Below are 23,679 nucleotides of genomic sequence, written 5' to 3' on the forward strand. Positions count from 1 at the left end.
CAAATGTTATTGAAAATAAATTTTGAATCGGACGTACCAATATATGCACAACTTAAGAATCAAATTATACGAGGTATAGCTAAAGGTGAATTAGATGAAGGTGAGAGTCTGCCATCTGTAAGACAGATGGCAGAAGACATAGGTATTAATATGCATACTGTAAACAAAGCATATAATCTTCTAAAAGGCGATGGATTTATAACAATAGATAGAAGAAAGGGAGCGATAGTAAATAAAATCCCTATTCCTTCTTCAGGAGAGTACGATGATATACTAAAAGAAGAATTGGAGTCTATTATATCGGAAGCGTACTGTAGAGGAGTTAGTGAAGAAGACTTTGTTGAAGCCTGTAAAGGGATATATAGTATTTATAAAAGAAAATAAATATATAATGCAATATTAAAAGCTATTTTATGGAGGAATATATCTATGAGTGATAAAGCTATGGTTCTAATAACAACAGTTCCAATTATTATAATAATGCTTATAATACAAATGATTACACCTAGGCTTACAAGAAAAGATATCTACTTTGGTGTTAGAGTACCAGAGGAAGAGGTGGCAAAGGAAGAGTTAACAAGTATATATAAAGAATATATTAAAAATAATCTTGTGATATCTGTGATTTATATATTAGTTTTTTCTGTTCTTGTATACTTATCAGAAAAGTTTTGGGTTATTACTCAAATAGTAGGTATATGTTTATATTTAATAATATCATTTTTAATTTATTATAGATCAAATAAAAAAGTGAAAGAGATTAAAGATAAGAATGGTTGGTATAAAACTAAAAAGCCAGTTACAGTAATAGATACTAAGTTTACTAAGGACAAGAGAAAAGGCATTTTAGTATCACCTTGGTGGTTTATAATACCTGGAATTATTATAATAGTGAATATAATTATAGGTATAAATGTTTATGATAGACTTCCAGATTTAATACCTACTCACTGGAATGCATTAGGTCAGGTGGATGGATGGACTAAAAAATCCTATAAGGCTATGCTGCAAATGCCTTTTGTGCAGTTTTTTATGACTTTGGTATTATTCTTCTCATACAAGATTATAGGATGGTCAAAGCAGCAGATAAATGCATCTAATCCAGAAGAATCAAGAGAGAGGAATATAATTTTTAGGCGTAGATGGTCTGGGTACATGGTAATTATGGTTATACTGATTAATCTTCTTTTTACCTATGCAAATTTAAACATACTTCAAGTTATAAATACTAGTGGAAAAGGTATGATGGCAGTTACATTTTCATTTACAGGTATAGTTTTTGTTTTATCTATATATATGAGTTTAACAACAGGGCAAGGTGGAAGTAGAATAAAATTAAAAAGAGAGACCAATACTTCAAGTGGTTTAGTAGATAGAGATGATGATAAGTACTGGAAGCTTGGAAATAGCATATATGTTAATAAAGATGACCCATCGCTTTTTGTTGAAAAAAGATTTGGTATAGGTTGGACTATGAATTATGGAAGAATAGAAAGCATAATAATAACAATTGTATTGTTAGTTTTAATTATAGCAATGCCACTATTTTTTAGGTAAAGATATTAAACTAGACCGAAAGTTAACTTTCGGTCTTTTAATTCTATGTTTATCTCATATGAGAAATAGCACCAGATAAGAATGGAATTAGCCATATTAACCAAACAGCTATGCTGAACTTGTGAAACTTTGCAATCATTGCTTCGTTCTTTTTAATTAAAACATAAGTTGCCCATAGAGCATGAATGATCATTAAAATTATGGCAATTAAACCTGTAATTCCGTGAATAACACTTCCAGTTGACGAAGTTTTTGCTATAGACTCCATAACTAATGTACCTGTTGTATCACATGCTAAACCAATAAAAAACATTACTAAATGCCAAGGTTTAAGTCTCCCTCCGAGTTTTTCAGCCCATACACCTACTGTATAGAATAAAAGTGCTAAATTCATAAAAACAACTGCATAAATTAACATATTCATTTCTCCTTTTAAACTAAATTTTTTAAATTAAATTCATTTAAATAATATTTGCTTTCTCTTATATGAACTAAGTTCATATAGTTTTAAAAAAATATCTCATATTTTAATGTGAGAGATAGAGATTTTAACTAATAGATTTTCTCTTGCATTTTCAATGAGCTTTGGCATATTATTATTTTTTATGAACTGTGTTCATATTATAACATCAATATATTGAAATATCAATACATAATGTAGTGGCAATTAAAGGGAACCTAGATATCTAGGTTCCCCGTACTAAATTACTTTTTTATTAGTTTATCCGATGACTACCCGCTCTAATACTCCCTCGCACTCTGTGAAAGCGATCATCTCAAAATCATAGATTTTGGATGCCTGCTTTTCTCAAAGCGGGAGTAAAGAGCGGCTACGTCCCTGGATTCGTTCAACTAAGAATCAGGTGTGGGTTAAATGCCTAAATGGCATTTAACGGGCAAAGCCCAGGGTCGTAGACGAAACCCCATCTGATTCAAGTTTCACTTCATAAATCTTATAACTGAATTTTCTGCATGGAATTATTATATAACAATATGCCTTTATAGTTTAATATAGTCAGAGTGTACATATCCAACTTCAGAACCAGCTTTCACTTTATACCAGCGTCCACTAGTACCTAAAATTTCTACTTTACTTCCGTAAGGTAAAGCTGATAATACTCGTCCTGTCCATGGAGTATTTCTTAAATTTAATGTTGATGATGCATCACTAAGATTTACGGTACCAATTTTGCTAACTGAAGAAGTTGTAGCGGATGATGACTCAGCAGCAGTCCCTTGAGTTTGAGACACTGATACATAATTAGCAGATATATAACCAACAGTTCCATTGATATTCACTTTATACCAGCTGCCACTAGTTTCTAGAATTCCTACTTTTGTACCATGTGGTAAAGATCCTACAACTTGTCCACCAGGAGTGCTTCTAAATTTTAGCGCAGAGGATTTATCGTTTAAGTTTACAGTGCCAGATTTTAAAGTAGGCGCCTTATCTGTTGATGTTGATGAATTACTAGTATTTGGAGGTGTACTAGATGAAGCATCTGATGTAGATGTACTTATGTATTTAGAACTTACATATCCATAGGATGAATTAAATTTAATTTTATACCAATCTCCATAAGTAGCAACTATACTTACTGTATCTCCTTTTTTTAATGTACCAAGAATGCCTGACGAAATACTACCACTATTTCTAACATTTAATGATGAACTTGTGCTAGATAAATTTACAACACCTTTTTTTGTATTAGTTTCATTAGGCGTAGATGGTGGTGTATTATTAGCTGGAGTTTTATCAGTTTCAGATGAAGAATACTTTTCGTTAAGATATATATATCCCTTCAGATGTAAGTTACCTCTATCTTTTATTTCTTCCTTTGATAAAGATTTTACAGTTCCATCGTAATCACCTCTTACACTAAAGTTTCCTTCATTAAAATATATGGTATTTCCTTCAACACTTTCAACAAAAGCTACGTGGCCATAACCGTATTTCCCGCCAGACCATACTACTATAGAATTAGGTTTTGGCTCAGTACCGTATTTATATACATGATCTTTTTCATTAGCATACCACCAGTCTACTGCATTACCATAAAATTCAGAAGGCAGTGATATTTCAAGTTTTTCAAGAGCCCTTCCGTATGTAAACCAAGTACATTGACCTTTGTAACCATACTTAGTAAAAATATTTGTATTACTAGTGTAAGCACTACTTTGTGGATTAGGTGAAAATCCAGCAGCATGTACATTATTATGTAATAGACATTTACTGTTCATGATGGCTGCGGAAACAAAGAAAGCAAAAACTAGCTTTTTAGATCTATTCATGCTGTACCCCCTGTTATTTAATTTTTATATATAAATTATATTAAAAGTTTCATTTAAATTTAAATTCAAAGCTATTATCGTTTACAAATTTAAATAATTAATAGTTTATAGTAATATCTTACATGTATTTATCATACATTAATATTTTATCATAAATTTTAGTGGATTTGGTACAAAGATGTACATAAATATTATAAAATTTGAATTGTAAATAAAACATAAATTATATAAAATATTATAATAAGGTTTTGACTTTGTTAATTATGAAATGATTAAGAATGAGAAAAGAGTTGATTTTATGCAAATCAATGAGATAAAGATTTCCGTAAGGAATTTGGTAGAATTTGTTTTAAGAAGTGGAGATTTAGATAGTAGATTCACAGGAAGCAGTAGAGCATTGGAAGGAACAAAAGCCCACCAAAAAATTCAAAAAGAATACAAAGATAAGTTTTCTAAGGAAAAACAAATTCCTATAGATGAACTTGTAAATAATAAAAATATTAAAAAGGAATATTATGCTGAGGTAGTATTAAGGCATAATATTGAATATAAAGATTTTTTATTTATAGTTGAAGGTCGTGCAGATGGAATAATAATAGAAGGAGATAATTTTATTATAGATGAAATTAAAACTGTAACAAGACCTTTGGAAACTGTAGATGAAGATTATAACCATCTTCATTGGGCTCAAGCCAAATGTTATGCTTACATATATGCTCTGCAAAATAGTTTGAAAAATATAGATGTGCAGATCACTTACTATAACATAAATGATAATGAAACTAAAAAGTTAATACAAAATTTTAATATTAATGATTTAGAAAGTTTTTTTAATGACTTATTAGAAAAATATTATTTTTGGGCTAATCTAATAAAAGATTGGAATATAAAAAGAACTAATTCAATAAAAAATATAGATTTTCCATTTAGTAGTTACAGAAAAGGCCAGAGAGAACTAGCTGTGGCGGTATATGGAACTATAAAAGAAGGGAAAAATATTTTTGTACAGGCACCAACAGGAATAGGTAAAACCATATCTACATTATTTCCTTCGATAAAAGCTATGGGTGAAAATTTAACTTCGAAGGTTTTTTATTTAACTGCTAAAACAATAACAAGAAGTGTAGCAGAAGAAGCTATAAGGCTAATGATAAATAAAGGATTAGAGTTAAAATCAGTTACATTAACTGCTAAAGACAAAATATGTTTTAAAGAAAAATCATCCTGTAATCCAGAAGAATGTGAATTTGCCAAAGGGCATTTTGATAGAATAAATAATGCATTAAGGAAAGTTTTATCAGAAGAGAATATCATGGATAGAGAAACAATAATAAGATATTCCCGTGAATTTAATGTTTGTCCTTTTGAATTTTCTCTAGATTTAGCCTTATTAGCAGATTGTATTATATGTGATTATAATTATGCTTTTGATCCCAGAGTATATTTAAGGAGATTTTTTGATAATGATGAAAATTACGTTTTCTTAATAGATGAAGCTCATAATTTAGTAGATAGGGCCAGAGATATGTTTTCAGCAGAGCTTTATAAGAGTAAATTTTTAGAATTAAAAAAGATAATGAAAAATAAGGAACTCAAAATATATAAAGCTTTAGATAAGATTAACTCCTATATGCTAAAATTAAAGAAATTATATAAAAATCCTCATATTCAAAGTAATAACTTAGAAGAGATTTATCCTTTACTGAGAAAGCTTGTTTCAGAATCAGAACAGTGGCTTACTCAAAATAATAAAATAGAAGGACATGAACAGTTATTAGAACTTTATTTTAATATATTGACCTTTATAAGAATATCAGAGTTTTATAACGATGCATATGTTACTTATATAGAAGAACAAGATAACGATATTAAAATAAAAATGTTTTGTTTAGATCCATCGTCATTACTATATGATAGAGTAAAGCAAGCGAAAGCCTCAATATTTTTTTCAGCAACACTGGCTCCTATAAATTATTTTAAGGATATGTTAGGTGGATGTGATAACGATTATATTTTAAGGTTAGAATCTCCATTTCCATTAGATAATAGGGCAATATTGATTGGAGATAGAGTACCGACAAGATATAAATATAGAGAAAAAAGTTATTCAACAATCGTTCAGTATATTAAAACAACTGTAAGTAGTAAAAAAGGAAATTATATAGTATTTTTTCCTTCTTATAAATATATGAAAGATGTTTATAGTGAATTAAAAGAGCAGTATCCTCATATTAAGACTTTAATTCAAGATAGCTCTATGAAAGAAGAAGAAAGAGAGTTATTTTTAAGTGAATTTAAGGAAAATAATGAAGAAACTATGGTAGCTTTTGCAGTGCTTGGAGGAATATTTTCAGAAGGCATAGATTTAAAATATGATAGGTTAATTGGAACTATTATTGTAAGTGTTGGAATTTCTCAGGTATGCTTGGAAAGAGATATAATTATGGATTATTTTAATAAAAAAGATAATAAAGGCTTTAAATATGCTTATATGTATCCTGGAATGAATAAAGTTTTACAAGCGGCAGGTAGAGTTATTAGAACAGAAATTGACAAAGGTGTTATAATTCTTATTGATGATAGGTTTTCGGATTTAGAATATAAAAAGCTTTTTCCTAAAGAATGGTATCCTAATTTAGGTGTTAGAAGTATTAAAGATATAGAAAATAATCTTAAAGGTTTTTGGGGAAAATACTAAGTACCAAAACATTTAATAAAGGAGGAAACATCATCGTGGATAATTTAAATGAAATATTTGATGAAATTGATAACCATCTAATGAATGATGACAAACCCTCAATATATCTTAATGATTTGGTTAAAAGTAGAGTGTTCTCAGATTTGTATCCATTTACATTATTAGGAGAATTAATTGAAACACCTCAATCTCCAATATATCATCCAGAAGGAAGTGTATGGGAGCACACTATGATGGTCGTCAACGAAGCTGCTAAAAGGAAGAAACAAAGTGAGGATCCAAGAGCCTTTATGTGGGCTGCGCTTCTTCACGATATAGGAAAACCTCCTACTACTAAATTGAGAAAAGGTAGAATTACTTCTTATGACCATGATAAAGTAGGCAGAAAAATAGCTGTAGAGTTTTTAAAAAATTTTAAATGTAGTGATGATTTTGTAAGAAAGGTATCTTCTCTGGTAAGATGGCACATGCACACGCTTTTTATAGTTAAAAAACTACCTTTTGCAGATATAAAGAGTATGCTTTCAGAGGTAAATGCTGATGAAATAGCACTATTCTCTACCTGTGATAGGTTGGGAAGAGGAAATATGACAAAAGAAAAAGTACAAGAAGTTGAGAAAAATATGAAATACTTCATTAACGAATGTGAAAAGCATATGGGTGTAGGTGTATAACAACAAAGAGAGATGTTGCATTGGCAACATCTCTTTTTATTTTTTATAAAATTAATAAAAAATTGGTGATACTTTTCCATTAATGTTCATATTGTAAAAGTAGGTTGTCACATAATTAACAGAAAAAATATTAACATACATTAAATTTAAAGGGGATGACATAATGGAAAGATTAAAATCATTTATATTAGAGATATCCATAGTTATATTAGTTTTTTTCATAGTATGTATAGCTGGTTTGGTAGATATAAAAGCTAGAGAATATCCTAAAGATCAGCAAAGGATTAAAGAAATAAACGTTGTGTTAGAAAGTGATAAAAAAGATATTGAGGAAATGAGTATCAAAATAGAAAAACAGCATCAGGAGCTAGAGAAAATAAAAAAGCAAATGGAAACTCTTAAGGAAAAAGGCAATAGTGAAGAATGGAATAATACAGTTATAAATTATAATAATAAATTAATTCAATATAATAAGGATCTATCTGAATATAAACAAAAGTTAGATGAATATAACAAAAGATATAATAATTTTAAATCTCAAGGTAGAAATAGTGAAAATGTAATGGAATGGGTTAAATCGGTATTAGGAATTTAAAAATTATGCGACATAAGCTCTTTGTATAGGGCATAGGCTGAAAGTCAGCTTATACGCCGTGATATGTTTCCAAGCTTCAGCACGTTAAAAACTTTTAGCCAGTCTAAAGCTCGTGCTTCAAGACAACCTAAGAACCTTCGACAAAACTCGCTGTGCTCAAACAGGTCTAAAGGTTCTAAGGTTCTCTTAAAGCTCTTCGCTAAGACTGACACAAAGTTTTTAAATCTACTTCAGCTTTGGAAACATATCCCTCTGTATAAGCTGACTTTCTAGCTACTTTTCCTATAAAAACTGTGTCGCATAATTTTTATAATACTTGCCTTATTTTAATCTTACATATTACTTTGGATGAATTTTATTTTGTTTAAATATTTTCTATATATATGTAAAAATTGTATAATTAAGATAATATATAAGTGAAGAAAAAATAAAAAATAACGAAAATATTAAAAAGAAAATTAATTGACAAAAACATGAAATGGGTGATAGCATGAAAAACAAACATAAAGCTTTTCCTTTGATATTTTTGATATTTGGAATATTATTAATAGCAGCTATTTCTGGTCTATCTATCAGAAAGCATGTAAAAAGCGGCAGTATTAATGAAAAATCTCAACAAGCGTCTATAGGAAATAATAAAGAAAAAAATAAGAATGATTCAGAAATTTTTTTTGATAAACCTAAAGACATGCCATCACAAAATATGATTAAGGTGTATAAGGAAAAAAGAATACTAGAGCTTTATGGTGATGAAAAGCTTATTGGAAGATTTAAAATAGGGCTTGGAAGAGACCCATGGAAAGATAAAGAGGAAGAGGGAGATAACAGAACTCCAGAGGGAAGTTACTATATTTGTTCTAGAACTGGAGAAACTAAATATACATACTTTATGGGCTTGAGTTATCCTAATATCAATGATGCTCAAAGGGGATTAGAAAAAGGTCTTATTGATAAGGATGTATATAATAGAATTAAACAGGCTATAGATGAGAAAAAGCAGCCAACCTGGAACACTCCTCTAGGTGGAGCAGTGGGTATTCATGGAGGAGGCAATAAATATGATTGGACTTATGGATGTATTGCTCTCACAAATGAAGATATAAACATTGTGAAACAATATGCACCTATTGGGACTTTAGTAGAGATTTATAAGTAAAAAATAGATGGAAAATGCAGGCAAGTTATTGCCCGCATTTCTTATTTATTTTTTACTTATGCTTTTTAATGCTTTAACTAGAACATCTATATGCTTTTTAGTATTAAAATAACCTATTCCGATTCTAACGGCTCCTTTTTTTAGCGTTCCCATTAACGTATGTGCTGTTGGTGCACAATGAAGTCCTACTCTAACCATGATATCGTATTTAGCATCTAGTTCATGGGCAACATCTTCAGCAGGAATATCACCTAAATTAAAAGCTATAACTCCAACTATTTTTGTTGAATCTTTAGGTCCGTATATTTCTATATCTTTAACTTCAGAAAGTCTTTTTAGAGCATAATTTATAATAGATTCCTCTTTTTCCCTTATTTTATCTACCCCGATTGTATGAACATACTTAAGAGATTCACCAAGTCCTACAATTCCCGCAACATTTGGTGTACCAGCCTCGTATCTGTTTGGTAGATAATCTGGTTGAAATTCAAGTGTTGAGTCACCACCAGTTCCTCCAGCTTTTAAAGGTTCAATGCATAAATCACAATTTATTAAAAAACCGCCAGTGCCAGTTGGGCCAAGAAGACTTTTATGTCCGGTAAATGCTAAAATATCTATGTTATCTTTAACTACATCAATTGGATATGCCCCAGCGGTTTGAGCTGAATCTACAAGTAATCTAATATTATGTCTTTTAGCAATTTTACCAATTTCACTTATTGGCTGAATTGTTCCTAGTACATTTGAAGCATGTGTAAAAACTATAAGCCTAGTATTTGGTCTAATAAGTTTTTCAATATCTTCTGCATTAGTAATCCCCTCTTTAGTACATGGAACTGTTGAAATTTCTAGACACTTATCTCTTTCTAGCGTTTTTAATGGCCTCCACACAGCATTATGTTCTATGCCGCTTGTTATAACATGATCGCCTTTTGCTAAAAAGCCATTAATTACAGTATTTAATGATTCGGTAATATTTGAGGTAAATATGACCTTGGCAGGGTCACTTCCGTTAAATAACTTACAAATCATTTCTCTACAAAAGTAAACTAGCCTATCAGCTTCAACGGCAGCTTTATATCCGCCTCTTCCAGCAGTAGCACCAATATTTTTAATGTAATCTGTCATTTTATTAATCATCACATCAGGTTTTGGATAAGATGTAGCAGCATTATCAAGATATATTCCCAATACAAACACTCCTTCATACAAAGTACCATAGATTATAATATGGTACTATTTTTGAAAGTGTTACTGAATATAGGGTTATAAGGACGAAAGTTAATTTTCCTAGATATGCAGAAACTAATTTTTATTTATTTTTTTTAGTATTAGGGATACAGCAAGAGAAATAACACTGCTGAAGGATAGAATTTGATAAAGAAAAAATACATTTGAATACTGAAGAAGAAAGCCACCACCCATATTTCCGACAAAGCTGCCTAGTCCGACTCCAATAGCAGAATATAAGGTTATTCCAGAAGTCCTCATTCTTTCAGGTACAATTCTGTTGATATAGTTTAATGCTGCAACTAAATACAAAGGGAAAGTTATTCCTTGCATTAGCTGTATTAATATTACAGTATTATAATTTTGGCATATAGAGTCTAAAAAATATCTAAGAATGTATAGAATAAAGCAAATTATATAGAGATTCATATCCCCAACTTTCTTTAATAGTCTGTTGCCAAAGAAAAAAGCGGGAAGCTCACTTATTGCGACAACAAACCATAGAAGCCCAAGGTTAGATACATCTCCACCAGTTTTTTGTATAAGTATTGTAATATAATTACCATTTGCCCCCATGGATATATTTATAAAAAAAACCGTTATTATAAATACGAAAAATTTTTTATTTTTAATCAACACTAATAAATCATTAGGGTTTATCTTGTAAGCAGCAGGCCTTCCTTTAAAAGATACAGTTTTTAATAGAAAAAATCCAATTATAGACAAAATGAAATAGACATAAAATGTGCTATTTATGTTGGTTTTCTTTATAATAATTCCCATAACGAGAGCAATAACGGCATAGCCTGCAGATCCCATTAGCCTTACCTTGCCATATTGTATAGCTTTATCTTTTTCCATTAGATCATAACAATAGGAATCTGCTAAAGATGCTATAGGGCTTAAAAAAATCATAAATATAATAAGTACTATCAGTATTGGTATCCAACTTTTAACTAGTGAAAATAACAATACAACAATACAGCTTATTACTATTGATATAAGTAGAGATGACCTCTTGTTAAAATATTTATCTGTTATGTATCCCCAAATTGGCTGAATTATAACACCTACTAAGGAATTAACAGCTAAGGCTATGCCAATTTGTGAATAACTCAAGCCTTTGATTGTAAAATAAAGAGTAATGAAAGGATAATAGCATGCCATGAATCCATAAATTATAAAATAAAAGGAGTTAAGCTTAAAAAGTAAGTTTTTATTTTTCATACACACCTCATTTAAGACATCTGAAAGAAAATAACGAGTCAAAGATGCCTAAATTAAAAACTAGAATACTATAATATTATAAAGCAAATTTAATATTATTACTAATAACGCTAATAAAAATAATGTGTACAAGCTATTGACGGAAAATAATTATATTTATATAATGAATATATGAACAAATATTCATATGAAGCATATAATGAATTATAAAGTTAAAATGAATATAGATTAAGAGGAGGTTAAAGTCCTAAATGGACTTTAACGGGTAATTTTGCTAGGTAAAAGTTCTAAATGAACTTTTACGGGTAACTTGTGAGCGGAAGCGAACATCTTAAGTTACCCAGTTCCCGAAGGGAAAGGAGCAGAATTACCCAGTGTTCCGACTAAAAGGAGGAAAATGAGTTTGATGGAACAAAAGAATATTATTGAAAGTTGTAATTGTAAAATAATACATGAGGATTTGGTGACTAAAGTAAGAGAATGTATCCCAAAGGAAGAAACACTATACGATTTAGCAGAACTTTTTAAGGTATTTGGAGATACCACAAGAATTAAAATATTATGTGCCCTATTTCAGTCAGAGATGTGTGTATGCGATATGGCTGCATTACTTGGAATGACTCAATCAGCAATATCACATCAGTTGAGAGTATTAAAACAAACTAGACTAGTTAAATTTAGAAAAGAGGGTAAGGTTGTATATTATTCTCTAGATGATGAACATGTAAAACAAATATTTGATCAGGGGCTAATACATATAAATGAAAAATAGCTCAAAGTGTTCTTATTATTAAAAGGGGGGGGATAAAAATGATCACTAAAGCCAAGAGCCTAAAACAGCCTAAAGGCAATGTCAAAATATCAAAAACAGGAATGGCAAGTATTAATAGTGTAAGAAAGGTAAATAACTCTAATAAAAAATATACCTCTAAGAAAAAATACACCTCAGAAGCAAAAAAAATAGCAAGCCTTATAGCTGCTGGAAAAGATACTGTAAATGTTACAAAATCCAATGATAAGATAAATGAAATGAATACGTCCAATTCTTATAAAAAGAAACTAATACTTGAAGGATTATGTTGTGCCAACTGTGCAGCTAAAATAGAAAGAGAATCTAGAAATATATCTGGCGTGAAAGAAGCTTCTATAAACTTTATTTCAAAAGAGCTAACTATAGAGGTTATAAATAGAGAGAATGAAAAAAGAATAGTTGAAGATATAGAAAGAATTGTTAATAGAATTGAACCGGATGTAAAAGTGATAAGCGATATTAAAAATAAAAAGCACTCGCATGGACATAGTCACGAGGGAGACGAGGAAGAACTAGATAAAAATGAGCTGTTTAGGTTAGGAATAGGAGCAGCAATTTTTGGAATAGCCTGTGCATTTAGTTTCTCGGCAACAGTTGAATTTATATTATATTTTGTTAGCTATATACTGATAGGTGGAGAAGTTATTTTAAGAGCACTAAAAAATATTTCTAAGGGACAAGTGTTCGATGAAAACTTTTTAATGGGGATTGCAACTGTAGGAGCTTTTGCTATTAGGCAGTATCCGGAAGCCGTAGCGGTTATGCTATTTTATCAGGTTGGAGAGTTTTTCCAGGATATTGCAGTTAACCGCTCAAGAAAATCAATTTCTGAACTAATGAATATTAGACCTGATTTCGCAAATGTGAAAAATGGAATACTTATAAAAAAGGTATCTCCAGAAGACGTAAATATAGGAGACATAATAGTTGTTAAACCAGGAGAAAAAGTTCCACTAGATGGAAAGATAATTGATGGAAAATCTATGGTAGATACTTCGGCTTTAACCGGAGAATCTGTACCAAGAGAAGTGCAGAATGGAGATAACATTCTAGCTGGCTTTATAAATAAAAATGGTCTTTTGAATATTAAGGTGACAAAAGAATTTAGTGAATCTACAGTAGCTAAAATACTAGATTTAGTTCAAAATGCAAGCAGCAAAAAAGCACCTACAGAAAACTTTATAACAAAATTTGCAAGATATTATACTCCTTTCGTAGTTATATCAGCTGCTGCTTTAGCTTTTATTCCGCCGTTAGTTATAAGTGGAGCAAGTTTTTCAGAGTGGATATACAGAGCCTTAGTATTTCTAGTTGTATCATGTCCTTGTGCTTTGGTAATATCCATACCTTTAAGTTTCTTCGGAGGAATAGGAGGAGCATCTAGAAATGGTATATTAGTTAAGGGCGGGAACTATTTAGAAGCTTTAAATGATGTTGAGATAGTAGTATTTGATAAAACAGGTACACTAACAAAAGGCGTATTTAAGGTTACTGAAATAAAACCTAAAAATAACTTAACAAAAGATCAGCTATTACAATATGCTGCTTTTGCAGAAAGTTACTCAAATCATCCAATTGCAACTTCAATTTTGAAAGCTTATGGTAAAGAAATAAATAAGAGTGAAATAAAGAGCTATGAAGAAATACCAGGTCAGGGAATCAAAGTAAGATTAAAAGATAAAGAAATATTTGCAGGAAACATTAAGATGATGGAGAAACAGAATATTTCTTATGATAAGATACAATCACTTGGTACCATTGTCTATGTAGTTGTTGACAGACAATATTCTGGATACATTATAATATCCGATGAAGTAAAAGAGGATTCAGCTAAAGCTATAAAAGCATTAAAATCAGTAGGAGTCAAAAAGACAGTAATGCTCACAGGAGATACTAAAGTTGTAGGCACAAAAGTAGGAGAAGATTTAGGGCTAGATGAAATATATTCAGAACTTCTTCCAGATCAAAAGGTTGAAAGAGTCGAGATTTTAGACAAACAAAAACCATCTAAGGGAAAATTAATCTTTGTTGGAGATGGAATAAACGATGCACCTGTGCTTGCAAGAGCAGATATAGGGATAGCTATGGGGGGAGTAGGTTCAGATGCAGCTATTGAGGCGGCTGATGTAGTTATTATGACAGATGAGCCATATAAAATAGTTTCTGCAATAAAGATAGCTAAAAGAACAAAAAGCATAGTAATGCAGAATATAGTTTTTGCCTTAGGAGTTAAACTAGTAATTTTAATTTTAGGTGCATTTGGAATAGCTACCATGTGGGAAGCAGTATTCGGCGACGTAGGGGTTGCATTGATAGCAGTATTAAATGCTATGAGAGCAATGAAAATAGAAAAAATATAAAATATTACTAAGTTTTCGTAGAAATTTTATAAGGAAATAGATGAGGCTATGTTTCTCATCTATTTCTTTATTTCTAATACTTCTTTTAATCCTTCTGAAGTTAGGGATGTTCCAGCGCGGCCCTTTTGAATTCGAACGAGCCCTTCATTAGATAAATCATCAAGTGTTTTTCTTACATCGCTTTCTGTTATAAACACACCTGCCTCACGGGCTTTATCTAATATATTGCGGCGTCCAATACCTTTTAACTCTTTTCTAGAATCGTATAAGCATTTGAGAATAAAAGTTCTGCAATCCATTAAATTAATATCTTCTAAATTATTTGTTACGTTATGATCATTACTTATAAGGAACTTGTTTAAATCATTTACTTCAATTGTTTCTTTTTCAAGATATGCTAGATACTCAATACAATTTCTTAGCTCTCTTAGATTACCTTCCCAATTATATCTTAATAGAAAGTTTTTTGATTTGTCGGATAGCTTATAAGTTGCACCTATTTGATTTCTTATATGTTCAAACAATACTAATACATCATTTCCTCTTTCTCGTAAAGGTGGAATTGCTAAAGGCAACACATTTAAGCGATAGTATAAATCACTTCGAAACTTACCTTCTTTCACTAATTGCTTCAAATTTTTATTTGTAGCAGCTATAATTCTTATGTTTACATGGATAATATTTTCCCCACCAATACGCATAACCTCTCTTTCTTGAATGACTCTTAGTAAACGACTTTGCAATTGCAAAGGCATTTCACCAATTTCATCAAGAAATAACGTTCCATTATGAGCTATTTCAAACATTCCCATCTTTCCACCTTTTTTTGCTCCAGTAAAAGCACCTTCTTCATAACCAAAAAGTTCACTTTCAAGAAGATTATTAGGAATGGCAGCACAATTAATCGCTACAAATTGATAATTCTTTCTAGTGGAAGCATTATGAATAGCTTGAGCGAAAAGTTCCTTTCCAACTCCGGATTCTCCAGTGATTAGTATAGATGAATTTGATTTAGCCATTCTTTTAGCCATATTCTTAGTATCCTCAATAATATCACTAACTCCAATAATACTTTCAAATGTATATCGTGCTTTGTGTCCTTTGCTGAGCAATTGAGTTCTCAATTTATGCTGGCTTTTTTCCTTTTCCTCAAATATATTTGCAATAATTAAAAATCCAGTTATATCGCCTGCCGTTTTAACAGGCACAATTTGAAAGGAAATATAATTACTATTAATATTTATTAATTCTTGATCAATTAATATCTTTTTTTCAATTGCTTTTTTTATTGAAGAATGACGGATAACACTTACAACATTCATTCCAATATTCTTTGAATTTAGCTTAAATATTTCAGAAGCTTTTTTATTTAAGGCAAAAATAATTCCGTTTACATCAGTAGCAATAATACCCTCATCAATTACATTAAGTAATTCAAAGAACCTACTTTCTAGAATAGTTGCTCTATCTAATAATGTAGAAATGCTGCTTGATGCCTTCTTCAAATTTTTAAAGTACTTTAAAAATCTATCACTTCTTAATAAGTCTTCGCGATCTATTTTGATAGCTACATCACTTAGAGTTGAAATATCTAAAGTTCTATGTCCTATATCAATAATTTGTTTAACAAAAGATGGAACTTTATCTGCTTCACCAGGTGTTAAAGCAATATCAAGCTTTGGAATATTTTTTTTACCAGGATAAACAGGAATAAAATCATATTGAGTTAAACCAATTTGCCTGAATAGGGACAATGTTTCCATAGCCATTTCAGGGCTATAATTTACCAGAAGTATCTGTGAAGTAGATGGAATTTTAATAATCTTTTCATATTGTTCTTGCGTAATTGTGGTTGCTAGAATAATCACTTTTGCATTTGCAGGTATATATTTTTTTATTTCTACATATATGGAATAAAGAGATATTAGTAGTACATCTGCTTCTATTATATGGGTAATAGGATCGTTATCGAAGGAGTAGGTATCCACAGTTATCAAATCTAAAAATAAATCTTTCAATACTTTTTTATGTAGTTTTGCTACAGTTGAAAAGTTTGTAACAACGGCTATTTTTTTCATGTTACCTCCATTAATTTTATTACAAATCATTTTAAGGGATAGTAGGTTAATTATATTTAATTTTAATATTAATTTTACTATATTACAAATGTGGTTTAATAAAAATTAATAGGAAAATGGGGTAAATGGGATAAATGGATTTTAAATAACCCGTTTACCCTATTTATTTTGTAAATTGCTAATGAAATACTTGATAATCGGATAATATTTCTCGTATTACACATTGGCATCATAATTGCTTATATAAATAATGTATTTGCAAGTACTTTGAAATTAATTATTAAGAAAATAAAAATTACCATACAAGGAGGACCAAAAATGAAATATAATTTTGACGAAATTATAGACAGAAAAAGTAATTTTGCAGCAAAATATGATGAGTTAACACTTAAATATGGAAAAGGTGACTTAATACCAATGTGGGTTGCGGACATGGACTTTAAAGCACCACAACCTGTAATTGACGCAATGAGAAATAGATTAGAACAGGGTATATTCGGATATACATCAAGACCAGATTCTTATTATGAGTCAATTAGTCAATGGTTAGAAAAAAGACATGGTTGGAAGGTTGACCCTAAACATATCATTCATAGCCCATTGGTTATTCCTTCAATAAATGTAATAATCAAAGAATTTACAAAGCCAGGGGATAAGATAATAATTCAAACACCTGTGTACTCTCCATTCTTTGACGTTGTGAATAACAATAACAGAGAGTTAGTAATTAATCCTTTAAAATTAGTTGATGGAAATTATGTAATGGATTACAAGAACTTAGAAGAAGCGGCTAAATCAGGAGCGAAAATGCTTCTATTATGTAACCCTCATAATCCAGTAGGTCGTGTATGGACTAGGGAAGAGCTAGTAAAACTTGGAGACATTTGTTTAAAATATGGCGTTAGAGTTGTTTCTGATGAAATACATTCTGATCTTATATACAAGGGTAATAAACATGTACCATTTGGAATGATTTCAGAAGACTTTTTCAAAAATTCTATAACTTGTAGTGCACCAAGTAAGACATTTAATATTGCGGGCTTACAGGCTTCATATGTAATTTTTCCAACTGAAGAAGAAAAACAAATATTTGATCATGCATGGACTTTAATTGATATTAAAAGAAATAACTGTTTCAGCCTTGTTGCAACTGAAGCAGCATATAGAAATGGAGAAGAATGGCTTGAACAGCTATTAGAATACTTACAAGGAAATGTTGATTTAGTAAAGGATTACTGTGAGAAATATATACCTAAGATAAAGCCAAATAGACCAGAAGGAACTTATTTAATATGGATAGACTGTAGAGAGCTTGGAATGGAGAAAGATCAGTTAACTAAATTTATGATAGATGAAGTAAAAGTAGCATTTAATGCTGGATACGCGTTCGGTATTGAAGGTGAAGGCTATATTAGAATGAATATAGCATGTCCAAGGTCAATAGTTCAAGAGGTTTTAGATAGATTAAAAACAGCTATAGATAAATTATAAAGAATAAATATAAAAATGTATTCATTAGGGGGAAAATTACATGGGCCAAGAACAGAAACAACAACTTAAAAAGACGATGAATGTATTCCAAGGTATTATGTATGTAATAGGACTAGTAATTGGTTCAGGGGTATTTCTAAAACCGGCAGTAGTATTAAGAAATACTGGTTCCACAGGTGAGGCACTTTTAATGTGGATTTTTGGTGGTGTAATTACTATAGCTGCTGCTCTTACTGTAGCAGAGTTAGCCGCTTATATACCTAAGATTGGTGGATTATACACTTATTTAGTAGAATTATACGGCGAAGCCATTGGTTTCTTATTTGGTTGGGTATCAGCATTAGTAAATGCTCCAGGGACATGTGGTGCAGTTGCAATAGCTTGTGCTACATTTGCAACATTCTTTTTACCAATGACTGCTGTGCAGCAGAAGATCTTCGCTATATCTCTTGTTATAATATTGGTTATAGCACAGATAATTTCAACAAAATATGGAGTGTGGCTGCAGACAGCAGCAACAATAGGAAAACTTCTACCGATTGCAGCTATTATAGTTTTTGGTTTAATTAATGGTACGGCACATGATATTAGTTTTGCAACAATAGGAAATGTGAAAAGTGCGGGGACTGGAGTTGCATTACTTGGTGTACTATGGGCATATGATGGTTGGGTTACTACCTGTACACTAGCAGCTGACATGAAAGAACCGGAAAGAAATATACCAAAAGCTGTAGTTATAGGTATATCAACTGTTATGATAGTATATGTTGCATTTAATGCAGCTATATTCAATGTATTACCAGGTTCAGTTGCAGCAAATTCACAAAAAATAGGAGTAGATGTATGTACAAAACTCTTTGGTTCAGCAGGAGCTGCGTTTATAACAGCTGGAATGATGATTTCTGTATTTGGAACTTTAAATGGAATGTTAACCTGTGGTGCTAGATATACTCTTGCAATGGGAGAACGTGGACATTTGCCAGCAGCTAATGTTTTAGGTGCATTGCATCCTAAACTAGGTACTCCTATTAATGCGTTAATATTCCAGGCAGTAGTTTCCATAGTATATATACTAACAGGTACATTTAACTCAATAACTGACCTAATTGTATTCGTTTTATGGATTTTCTTTAACTTAGGTATTGGTGGTGTATTCATTCTTAGAAAGAGAGTAACTCGTAACCCAAAACTTTATCATGTTCCGCTATTCCCTATACTTCCTATAGTAGGATTTGTGGGAGGTTGTTACTTGTTATTTGCTACATTTAAAGACTCACCTTCTAGTGCTTTGTTAGGACTCGCAATAACTTTAATAGGTCTGCCTGTATATTTTTATTGTAAGAATAAAGCAATAAAAGAAGAACCAATAGATAAGAATATGAATTAGGCAAGCAAATAAAATTGCTTATTGATGATTCTAGATATAAAGCAATAAATACTTAATAGGTATATAAATAAACCCGGTAATTTTTACCGGGTTTATTTGTTGAGAGCTTTCATATAAGCCTTCATTTCATCGAGAGTCATAGCACCTGTTTTCTTATAAATTATGTTTCCATTTTTATCAATAAAAAACGAAGCTGGTATTCCTGTTATGCTGTATTTGGATGCTGTGCTCTGGTCAGAATCTAGCAATATTTGAAATTTATAACCATTTGAATCTATAAATGATTTAACTGTATCTTTATCTTCTCCTATATTTACAGCGATAATTATAAAATCACTATTTTTATTTTCCTCATATAGCTTCTGAATATCAGGCATTTCAGATCTACAAGGAGGACACCATGTTGCCCAGAAATTCAAGAATACACTTTTCCCTTTTAAGTCAGACAAAGATACTTCGTTGCCATTTAAGTCTTTAAGCTTAAAATTTGGAGCTTTTACTTTTACAGAATTAGGATTAATCACTACTGAGGGATCTGGCTGATTTGTAGTAGAATCGCTTGGATTCTGAGGCTTTTGTTTAGTAGATAAATTATTATTTATATTGTTATTAAAATTTTTTACTTCGTATACAGCTACACCTAAGATTAAAACAATCAATAGTGCTAATATACCCTTTTTCATTTTTTTCTCTCCATTCATTTAAAAATTAAAAAAATATAAGTAACGACTTAGTATATTAATGGTGTTAGTAAAAATCAGAATACCCATCAATACCATTAATATTCCACTAACAGCAGATAATATAGGTATGTACTTTAATAATTTTACCCTATACTTTAGAAAGTTTTCAATAAGTAGTGCAGTCAAAACAAAGGGAATTGCTAATCCTAAAGAGTAAACAATAAGAAGAAAAATCCCTTTGCTTATAGTTGCAGTACTAGCAGCATAAATTAATATTGATGAAAGTATAGGACCTATACAGGGGGTCCAGCCAGCAGCAAAGGCCATCCCCATGAATATTGAGCTAAAATTGCTTGGAGCATTGATGGTAGATAAAAATTTTTTTTCATAGTAAAATCTCTTTATCTTAATCAATCCTAAAGTGTGTAATCCAAATAATATTATTAAGACTCCTCCAACTTTTCTTAAAAGCCATTGATAGTTAATCAAAATCTTTCCCAAGGTGGTAGCAGAAGCCCCCATAATAATAAATATGATAGAAAAACCTATTACAAAACCTAAGGATTTATATAATGCATTTAATTTTGATTCCTTGTTTAGCTCGGATATAGAAGTACCTGTTAAATAACCTATATATGCTGGTACGAGAGGTAGAACACAGGGAGAAAGAAATGAAAGTAGTCCAGCAGAAAAAGCTAATATAGCAGATATGTTTTCCAAGATTAAAGTCACTCCTAACTTATTAAAATTAATGTGTATTTAATATTATAACTAAAAAATGTGGATAAATTATGAAGATGAATAAGATATATCAAAGTAATAAGTAAATTGAACAATTATTTTTGAATGAGGCTAATATTAATTAAATTTATGAACCTTTATATATTTAGGTATTAAGAACATATTAAATAGATATAGTTAAAAATTTTAGGAGATTTTGTAGATTGGCATAGAAATGAAAAGAATTAGTACAGTAAAAATACCTGTATCAATCTATTTTTAAAATTCGCCTAAAATCAAAGGAAAAAAGGTATTGATACAGTTAAAAATAAATTGTATAATAGACTCATAAGTAAAACAACAGATTTTAAATTTTCAAACTATTATAGTTTGATTCCGTTATATAGTTAAAATTATAGATTTAAATCAAGGAGAGATGTAAAATGATGAAACAATGGCAAGGATTCCAATTAGGAAAATGGACAGAAACAATAGACGTAAGAGACTTCATACAAAAGAACTATACAATGTATGATGGAGATAAAAGCTTCTTAGCAGCGACCACAGCTAAAACTAAAAATTTATGGGACAAGGCAGAAGCTCTTATTATAGAAGAAATTAAAAAAGGCGTTATGGACGTTGAAGCTAATGAATTCTCTGGTATAAACAACTTCAAACCAGGATACTTAGATAAAGAAAATGAAGTTATAGTAGGATATCAAACAGATGCTCCACTAAAAAGAATAATGAACCCATTTGGTGGAATGAGAATGGTTGAGCAATCCCTTGAAGAATACGGCTTCAAAATGGATGAAGAATTAAACAAGAACTTTAAGAAATACAGAAAAACTCACAACGAAGGAGTTTTCGATGCTTATACAGAAGAAACAAGAAAAGCAAGAACAGTAGGTTTACTTACAGGACTACCTGATGCTTACGGAAGAGGAAGAATAATAGGTGACTACAGAAGAATAGCACTATATGGAATGGACTTCCTAATAGCACAAAAGAAGAAAGATTTAAAAGAATTAAAAGGATCTTGTGATGAAACTATAAGACTTAGAGAAGAAGTTTCAATGCAACTTCGTGCTATGCAAGAATTAAAAGCAATGGCTTTATCATATGGAATAGATATATCAGCACCAGCTTCAAATGCTGTAGAGGCAGTTCAATTCGTATACTTTGGATACTTAGCTGCAGTAAAAGAAAATAACGGAGCAGCAATGTCACTAGGAAGAAACACTACTTTCTTAGATATATTCATAGAAAGAGATCTTCAAAGTGGAGCTATAACAGAAGCTGAAGCTCAAGAAATAATAGACCAATTTGTTATAAAACTAAGAATGGTAAGACACTTAAGAACTCCTGAATACAATGACTTATTTGCAGGAGACCCTAACTGGATAACTGAATCAATCGGTGGAGTTGGAGTTAACGGAAAGTCATTAGTTACTAAAACAGCTTTCAGATTCTTACACACACTAACAAACTTAGGACCAGCACCAGAGCCAAACATGACAGTACTTTGGTCAGACAAACTTCCTAAAGGCTTCAAGAAATATTGTGCTGAAATGTCAATAAAGACAGACTCAATCCAATATGAAAATGATGATATAATGAGACCAATATATGGAGATGACTACGCTATAGCTTGTTGCGTATCTGCTATGGAAGTAGGTAAGAGAATGCAGTTCTTCGGAGCAAGAACAAACTTAGCAAAAGCATTACTTTACGCTATAAACGGTGGAGTAGATGAAAAGAAAAAAGCTAAGGATGGCAGCTTAATAGAAGTAGTACCTGGAATAGAAAGAATAACTGATGAAGTTCTTGATTTCGATAAAGTAATGGCTAACTATGACAAAGTATTAAAATATGTAGCTGAGCTATATGTTGATACAATGAACACAATACACTACATGCACGATAAATATGCTTATGAAGCAGGACAAATGGCTCTTCACGATACAAAGGTTAAGAGATTCATGGCATTTGGTGTAGCAGGATTATCAGTTGCAGCTGACTCCTTAAGTGCAATAAAATTTGCTAAAGTTAGACCAATAAGAAATGAAGAAGGAATAACAGTTGACTTTGAAATAGAAGGTAACTTCCCTAAATACGGAAATGATGATGATAGAGTAGATGATATAGCAGTAGAATTAACAAAGAAATTCTCAACTGAGCTTAAGAAGCATAAGACATATAGAAATGCAGATCACTCACTATCAGTGTTAACTATAACATCAAACGTTGTTTATGGTAAGAAGACAGGATCAACTCCTGACGGAAGAAAAGCTGGAGAAGCTTTTGCACCAGGAGCAAACCCAATGCACGGAAGAGATGAGAATGGAGCTTTAGCATCACTAAACTCAGTAGCTAAAATACCATACAGAGAATACTGCCAAGACGGTGTATCAAATACATTCTCAATAATACCAGATGCACTTGGAAAAGATGAAGAAAGCAGAATAAATAACCTTGTAAACTTAATGGATGGATACTTTGCACAAAGTGCATTCCACTTAAATGTAAATGTACTTAGAAGAGAAACTTTAGTAGATGCTATGGAAAATCCAGAGAAGTACCCAACTCTAACAATAAGAGTTTCAGGATATGCTGTTCACTTCAACAGATTGACTAAAGAACAACAAAAAGAAGTTATAAGCAGAACATTCCACGAAAAAATGTAGTAAATAACACTATTATTATAGATAGAGTTGTTA

The 23,679-nt window shown here is 30.9% G+C and carries 18 protein-coding genes; 11 read left to right on the forward strand and 7 right to left on the reverse strand.

Annotation, left to right across the window (positions count from 1 at the left end; translation table 11 throughout):
• The first annotated feature begins 3 nt into the window (after positions 1 to 3).
• Both ACZ5N4_RS03265 and ACZ5N4_RS03270 read left to right on the forward strand, forming a co-directional pair.
• Entirely contained in the window at positions 4 to 384 is a 381-nt protein-coding gene (locus ACZ5N4_RS03265; protein WP_464207134.1) for a GntR family transcriptional regulator, read from the forward strand.
• A 45-nt stretch (positions 385 to 429) separates the two neighbouring features.
• The gene (locus ACZ5N4_RS03270) at positions 430 to 1,557 is read left to right on the forward strand and encodes a DUF1648 domain-containing protein (RefSeq protein WP_464207136.1); all 1,128 of its coding nucleotides are present in this window, start codon (positions 430 to 432) and stop codon (positions 1,555 to 1,557) included.
• A gap of 49 nt (positions 1,558 to 1,606) precedes the next feature.
• On the opposite strand, the gene ACZ5N4_RS03275 is transcribed toward ACZ5N4_RS03270, so the two are convergent.
• Together ACZ5N4_RS03275 and ACZ5N4_RS03280 are read right to left on the reverse strand one after the other, a co-directional pair.
• Entirely contained in the window at positions 1,607 to 1,975 is a 369-nt protein-coding gene (locus ACZ5N4_RS03275; protein ID WP_464207138.1) for an HsmA family protein, read from the reverse strand.
• A gap of 581 nt (positions 1,976 to 2,556) precedes the next feature.
• Positions 2,557 to 3,849: an SH3 domain-containing protein gene (locus ACZ5N4_RS03280; protein ID WP_464207140.1), complete on the reverse strand. Its 1,293-nt coding sequence runs from the start codon at positions 3,847 to 3,849 to the stop codon at positions 2,557 to 2,559.
• Between the two features lie 268 nt (positions 3,850 to 4,117).
• Between ACZ5N4_RS03280 and ACZ5N4_RS03285 the strand changes: the two genes are divergently transcribed.
• The 4 genes from ACZ5N4_RS03285 (at position 4,118) to ACZ5N4_RS03300 (ending at position 8,972) form a co-directional block, all read left to right on the forward strand.
• Positions 4,118 to 6,547, forward strand: a complete 2,430-nt coding sequence (locus ACZ5N4_RS03285; RefSeq protein ID WP_464207142.1) for an ATP-dependent DNA helicase — start codon at positions 4,118 to 4,120, stop codon at positions 6,545 to 6,547.
• An 80-nt stretch (positions 6,548 to 6,627) separates the two neighbouring features.
• Positions 6,628 to 7,221 carry an HDIG domain-containing metalloprotein gene (locus tag ACZ5N4_RS03290; protein WP_464210814.1) on the forward strand — a complete coding sequence of 198 codons (594 nt, stop codon included), beginning with the start codon at positions 6,628 to 6,630 and terminating at the stop codon, positions 7,219 to 7,221.
• 163 nt (positions 7,222 to 7,384) lie between these two features.
• A complete protein-coding gene (locus ACZ5N4_RS03295) occupies positions 7,385 to 7,816 on the forward strand; it encodes a hypothetical protein (protein ID WP_464207143.1) in 432 nt (143 codons plus the stop codon).
• A 490-nt stretch (positions 7,817 to 8,306) separates the two neighbouring features.
• Positions 8,307 to 8,972 carry a L,D-transpeptidase family protein gene (locus ACZ5N4_RS03300; protein ID WP_464207145.1) on the forward strand — a complete coding sequence of 222 codons (666 nt, stop codon included), beginning with the start codon at positions 8,307 to 8,309 and terminating at the stop codon, positions 8,970 to 8,972.
• 45 nt (positions 8,973 to 9,017) lie between these two features.
• Here ACZ5N4_RS03300 and ACZ5N4_RS03305 read toward each other — a convergent pair whose 3' ends face one another.
• Both ACZ5N4_RS03305 and ACZ5N4_RS03310 read right to left on the reverse strand, forming a co-directional pair.
• Positions 9,018 to 10,172: an aminotransferase class V-fold PLP-dependent enzyme gene (locus ACZ5N4_RS03305; protein WP_464210816.1), complete on the reverse strand. Its 1,155-nt coding sequence runs from the start codon at positions 10,170 to 10,172 to the stop codon at positions 9,018 to 9,020.
• Positions 10,173 to 10,277: 105 nt separating this feature from the next.
• Positions 10,278 to 11,429: an MFS transporter gene (locus ACZ5N4_RS03310; RefSeq protein WP_464207147.1), complete on the reverse strand. Its 1,152-nt coding sequence runs from the start codon at positions 11,427 to 11,429 to the stop codon at positions 10,278 to 10,280.
• Positions 11,430 to 11,835: 406 nt separating this feature from the next.
• On the opposite strand from ACZ5N4_RS03310, the gene ACZ5N4_RS03315 reads away from it, so the two are divergent.
• Entirely contained in the window at positions 11,836 to 12,201 is a 366-nt protein-coding gene (locus tag ACZ5N4_RS03315; protein ID WP_464210818.1) for an ArsR/SmtB family transcription factor, read from the forward strand.
• Positions 12,202 to 12,233: 32 nt separating this feature from the next.
• Complete coding sequence (locus ACZ5N4_RS03320; protein ID WP_464210820.1) at positions 12,234 to 14,600, forward strand: heavy metal translocating P-type ATPase; 2,367 nt, start codon at positions 12,234 to 12,236, stop codon at positions 14,598 to 14,600.
• Positions 14,601 to 14,659: 59 nt separating this feature from the next.
• On the opposite strand, the gene ACZ5N4_RS03325 is transcribed toward ACZ5N4_RS03320, so the two are convergent.
• Positions 14,660 to 16,678, reverse strand: a complete 2,019-nt coding sequence (locus ACZ5N4_RS03325; protein WP_464207149.1) for a sigma-54 interaction domain-containing protein — start codon at positions 16,676 to 16,678, stop codon at positions 14,660 to 14,662.
• Between the two features lie 318 nt (positions 16,679 to 16,996).
• Here ACZ5N4_RS03325 and ACZ5N4_RS03330 point away from each other — a divergent pair, with 318 nt between their 5' ends.
• Positions 16,997 to 18,169, forward strand: a complete 1,173-nt coding sequence (locus tag ACZ5N4_RS03330; RefSeq protein ID WP_464207151.1) for a MalY/PatB family protein — start codon at positions 16,997 to 16,999, stop codon at positions 18,167 to 18,169.
• 40 nt (positions 18,170 to 18,209) lie between these two features.
• On the forward strand, positions 18,210 to 19,556 hold the full coding sequence (locus ACZ5N4_RS03335; protein WP_464207153.1) for an APC family permease: 1,347 nt from the start codon (positions 18,210 to 18,212) through the stop codon (positions 19,554 to 19,556).
• A gap of 92 nt (positions 19,557 to 19,648) precedes the next feature.
• Here the strand turns inward: ACZ5N4_RS03335 and ACZ5N4_RS03340 are convergent, their stop codons facing one another.
• Both ACZ5N4_RS03340 and ACZ5N4_RS03345 read right to left on the reverse strand, forming a co-directional pair.
• Complete coding sequence (locus ACZ5N4_RS03340; protein ID WP_464207154.1) at positions 19,649 to 20,239, reverse strand: TlpA family protein disulfide reductase; 591 nt, start codon at positions 20,237 to 20,239, stop codon at positions 19,649 to 19,651.
• Between the two features lie 18 nt (positions 20,240 to 20,257).
• The gene (locus tag ACZ5N4_RS03345) at positions 20,258 to 20,959 is read right to left on the reverse strand and encodes a cytochrome c biogenesis CcdA family protein (protein ID WP_464207155.1); all 702 of its coding nucleotides are present in this window, start codon (positions 20,957 to 20,959) and stop codon (positions 20,258 to 20,260) included.
• Between the two features lie 443 nt (positions 20,960 to 21,402).
• On the opposite strand from ACZ5N4_RS03345, the gene pflB reads away from it, so the two are divergent.
• Complete coding sequence (pflB, locus tag ACZ5N4_RS03350) at positions 21,403 to 23,646, forward strand: formate C-acetyltransferase (RefSeq protein ID WP_464207156.1); 2,244 nt, start codon at positions 21,403 to 21,405, stop codon at positions 23,644 to 23,646.
• Positions 23,647 to 23,679: the final 33 nt, after the last annotated feature.

It is taken from the genome of Clostridium nitrophenolicum, assembly GCF_055391695.1.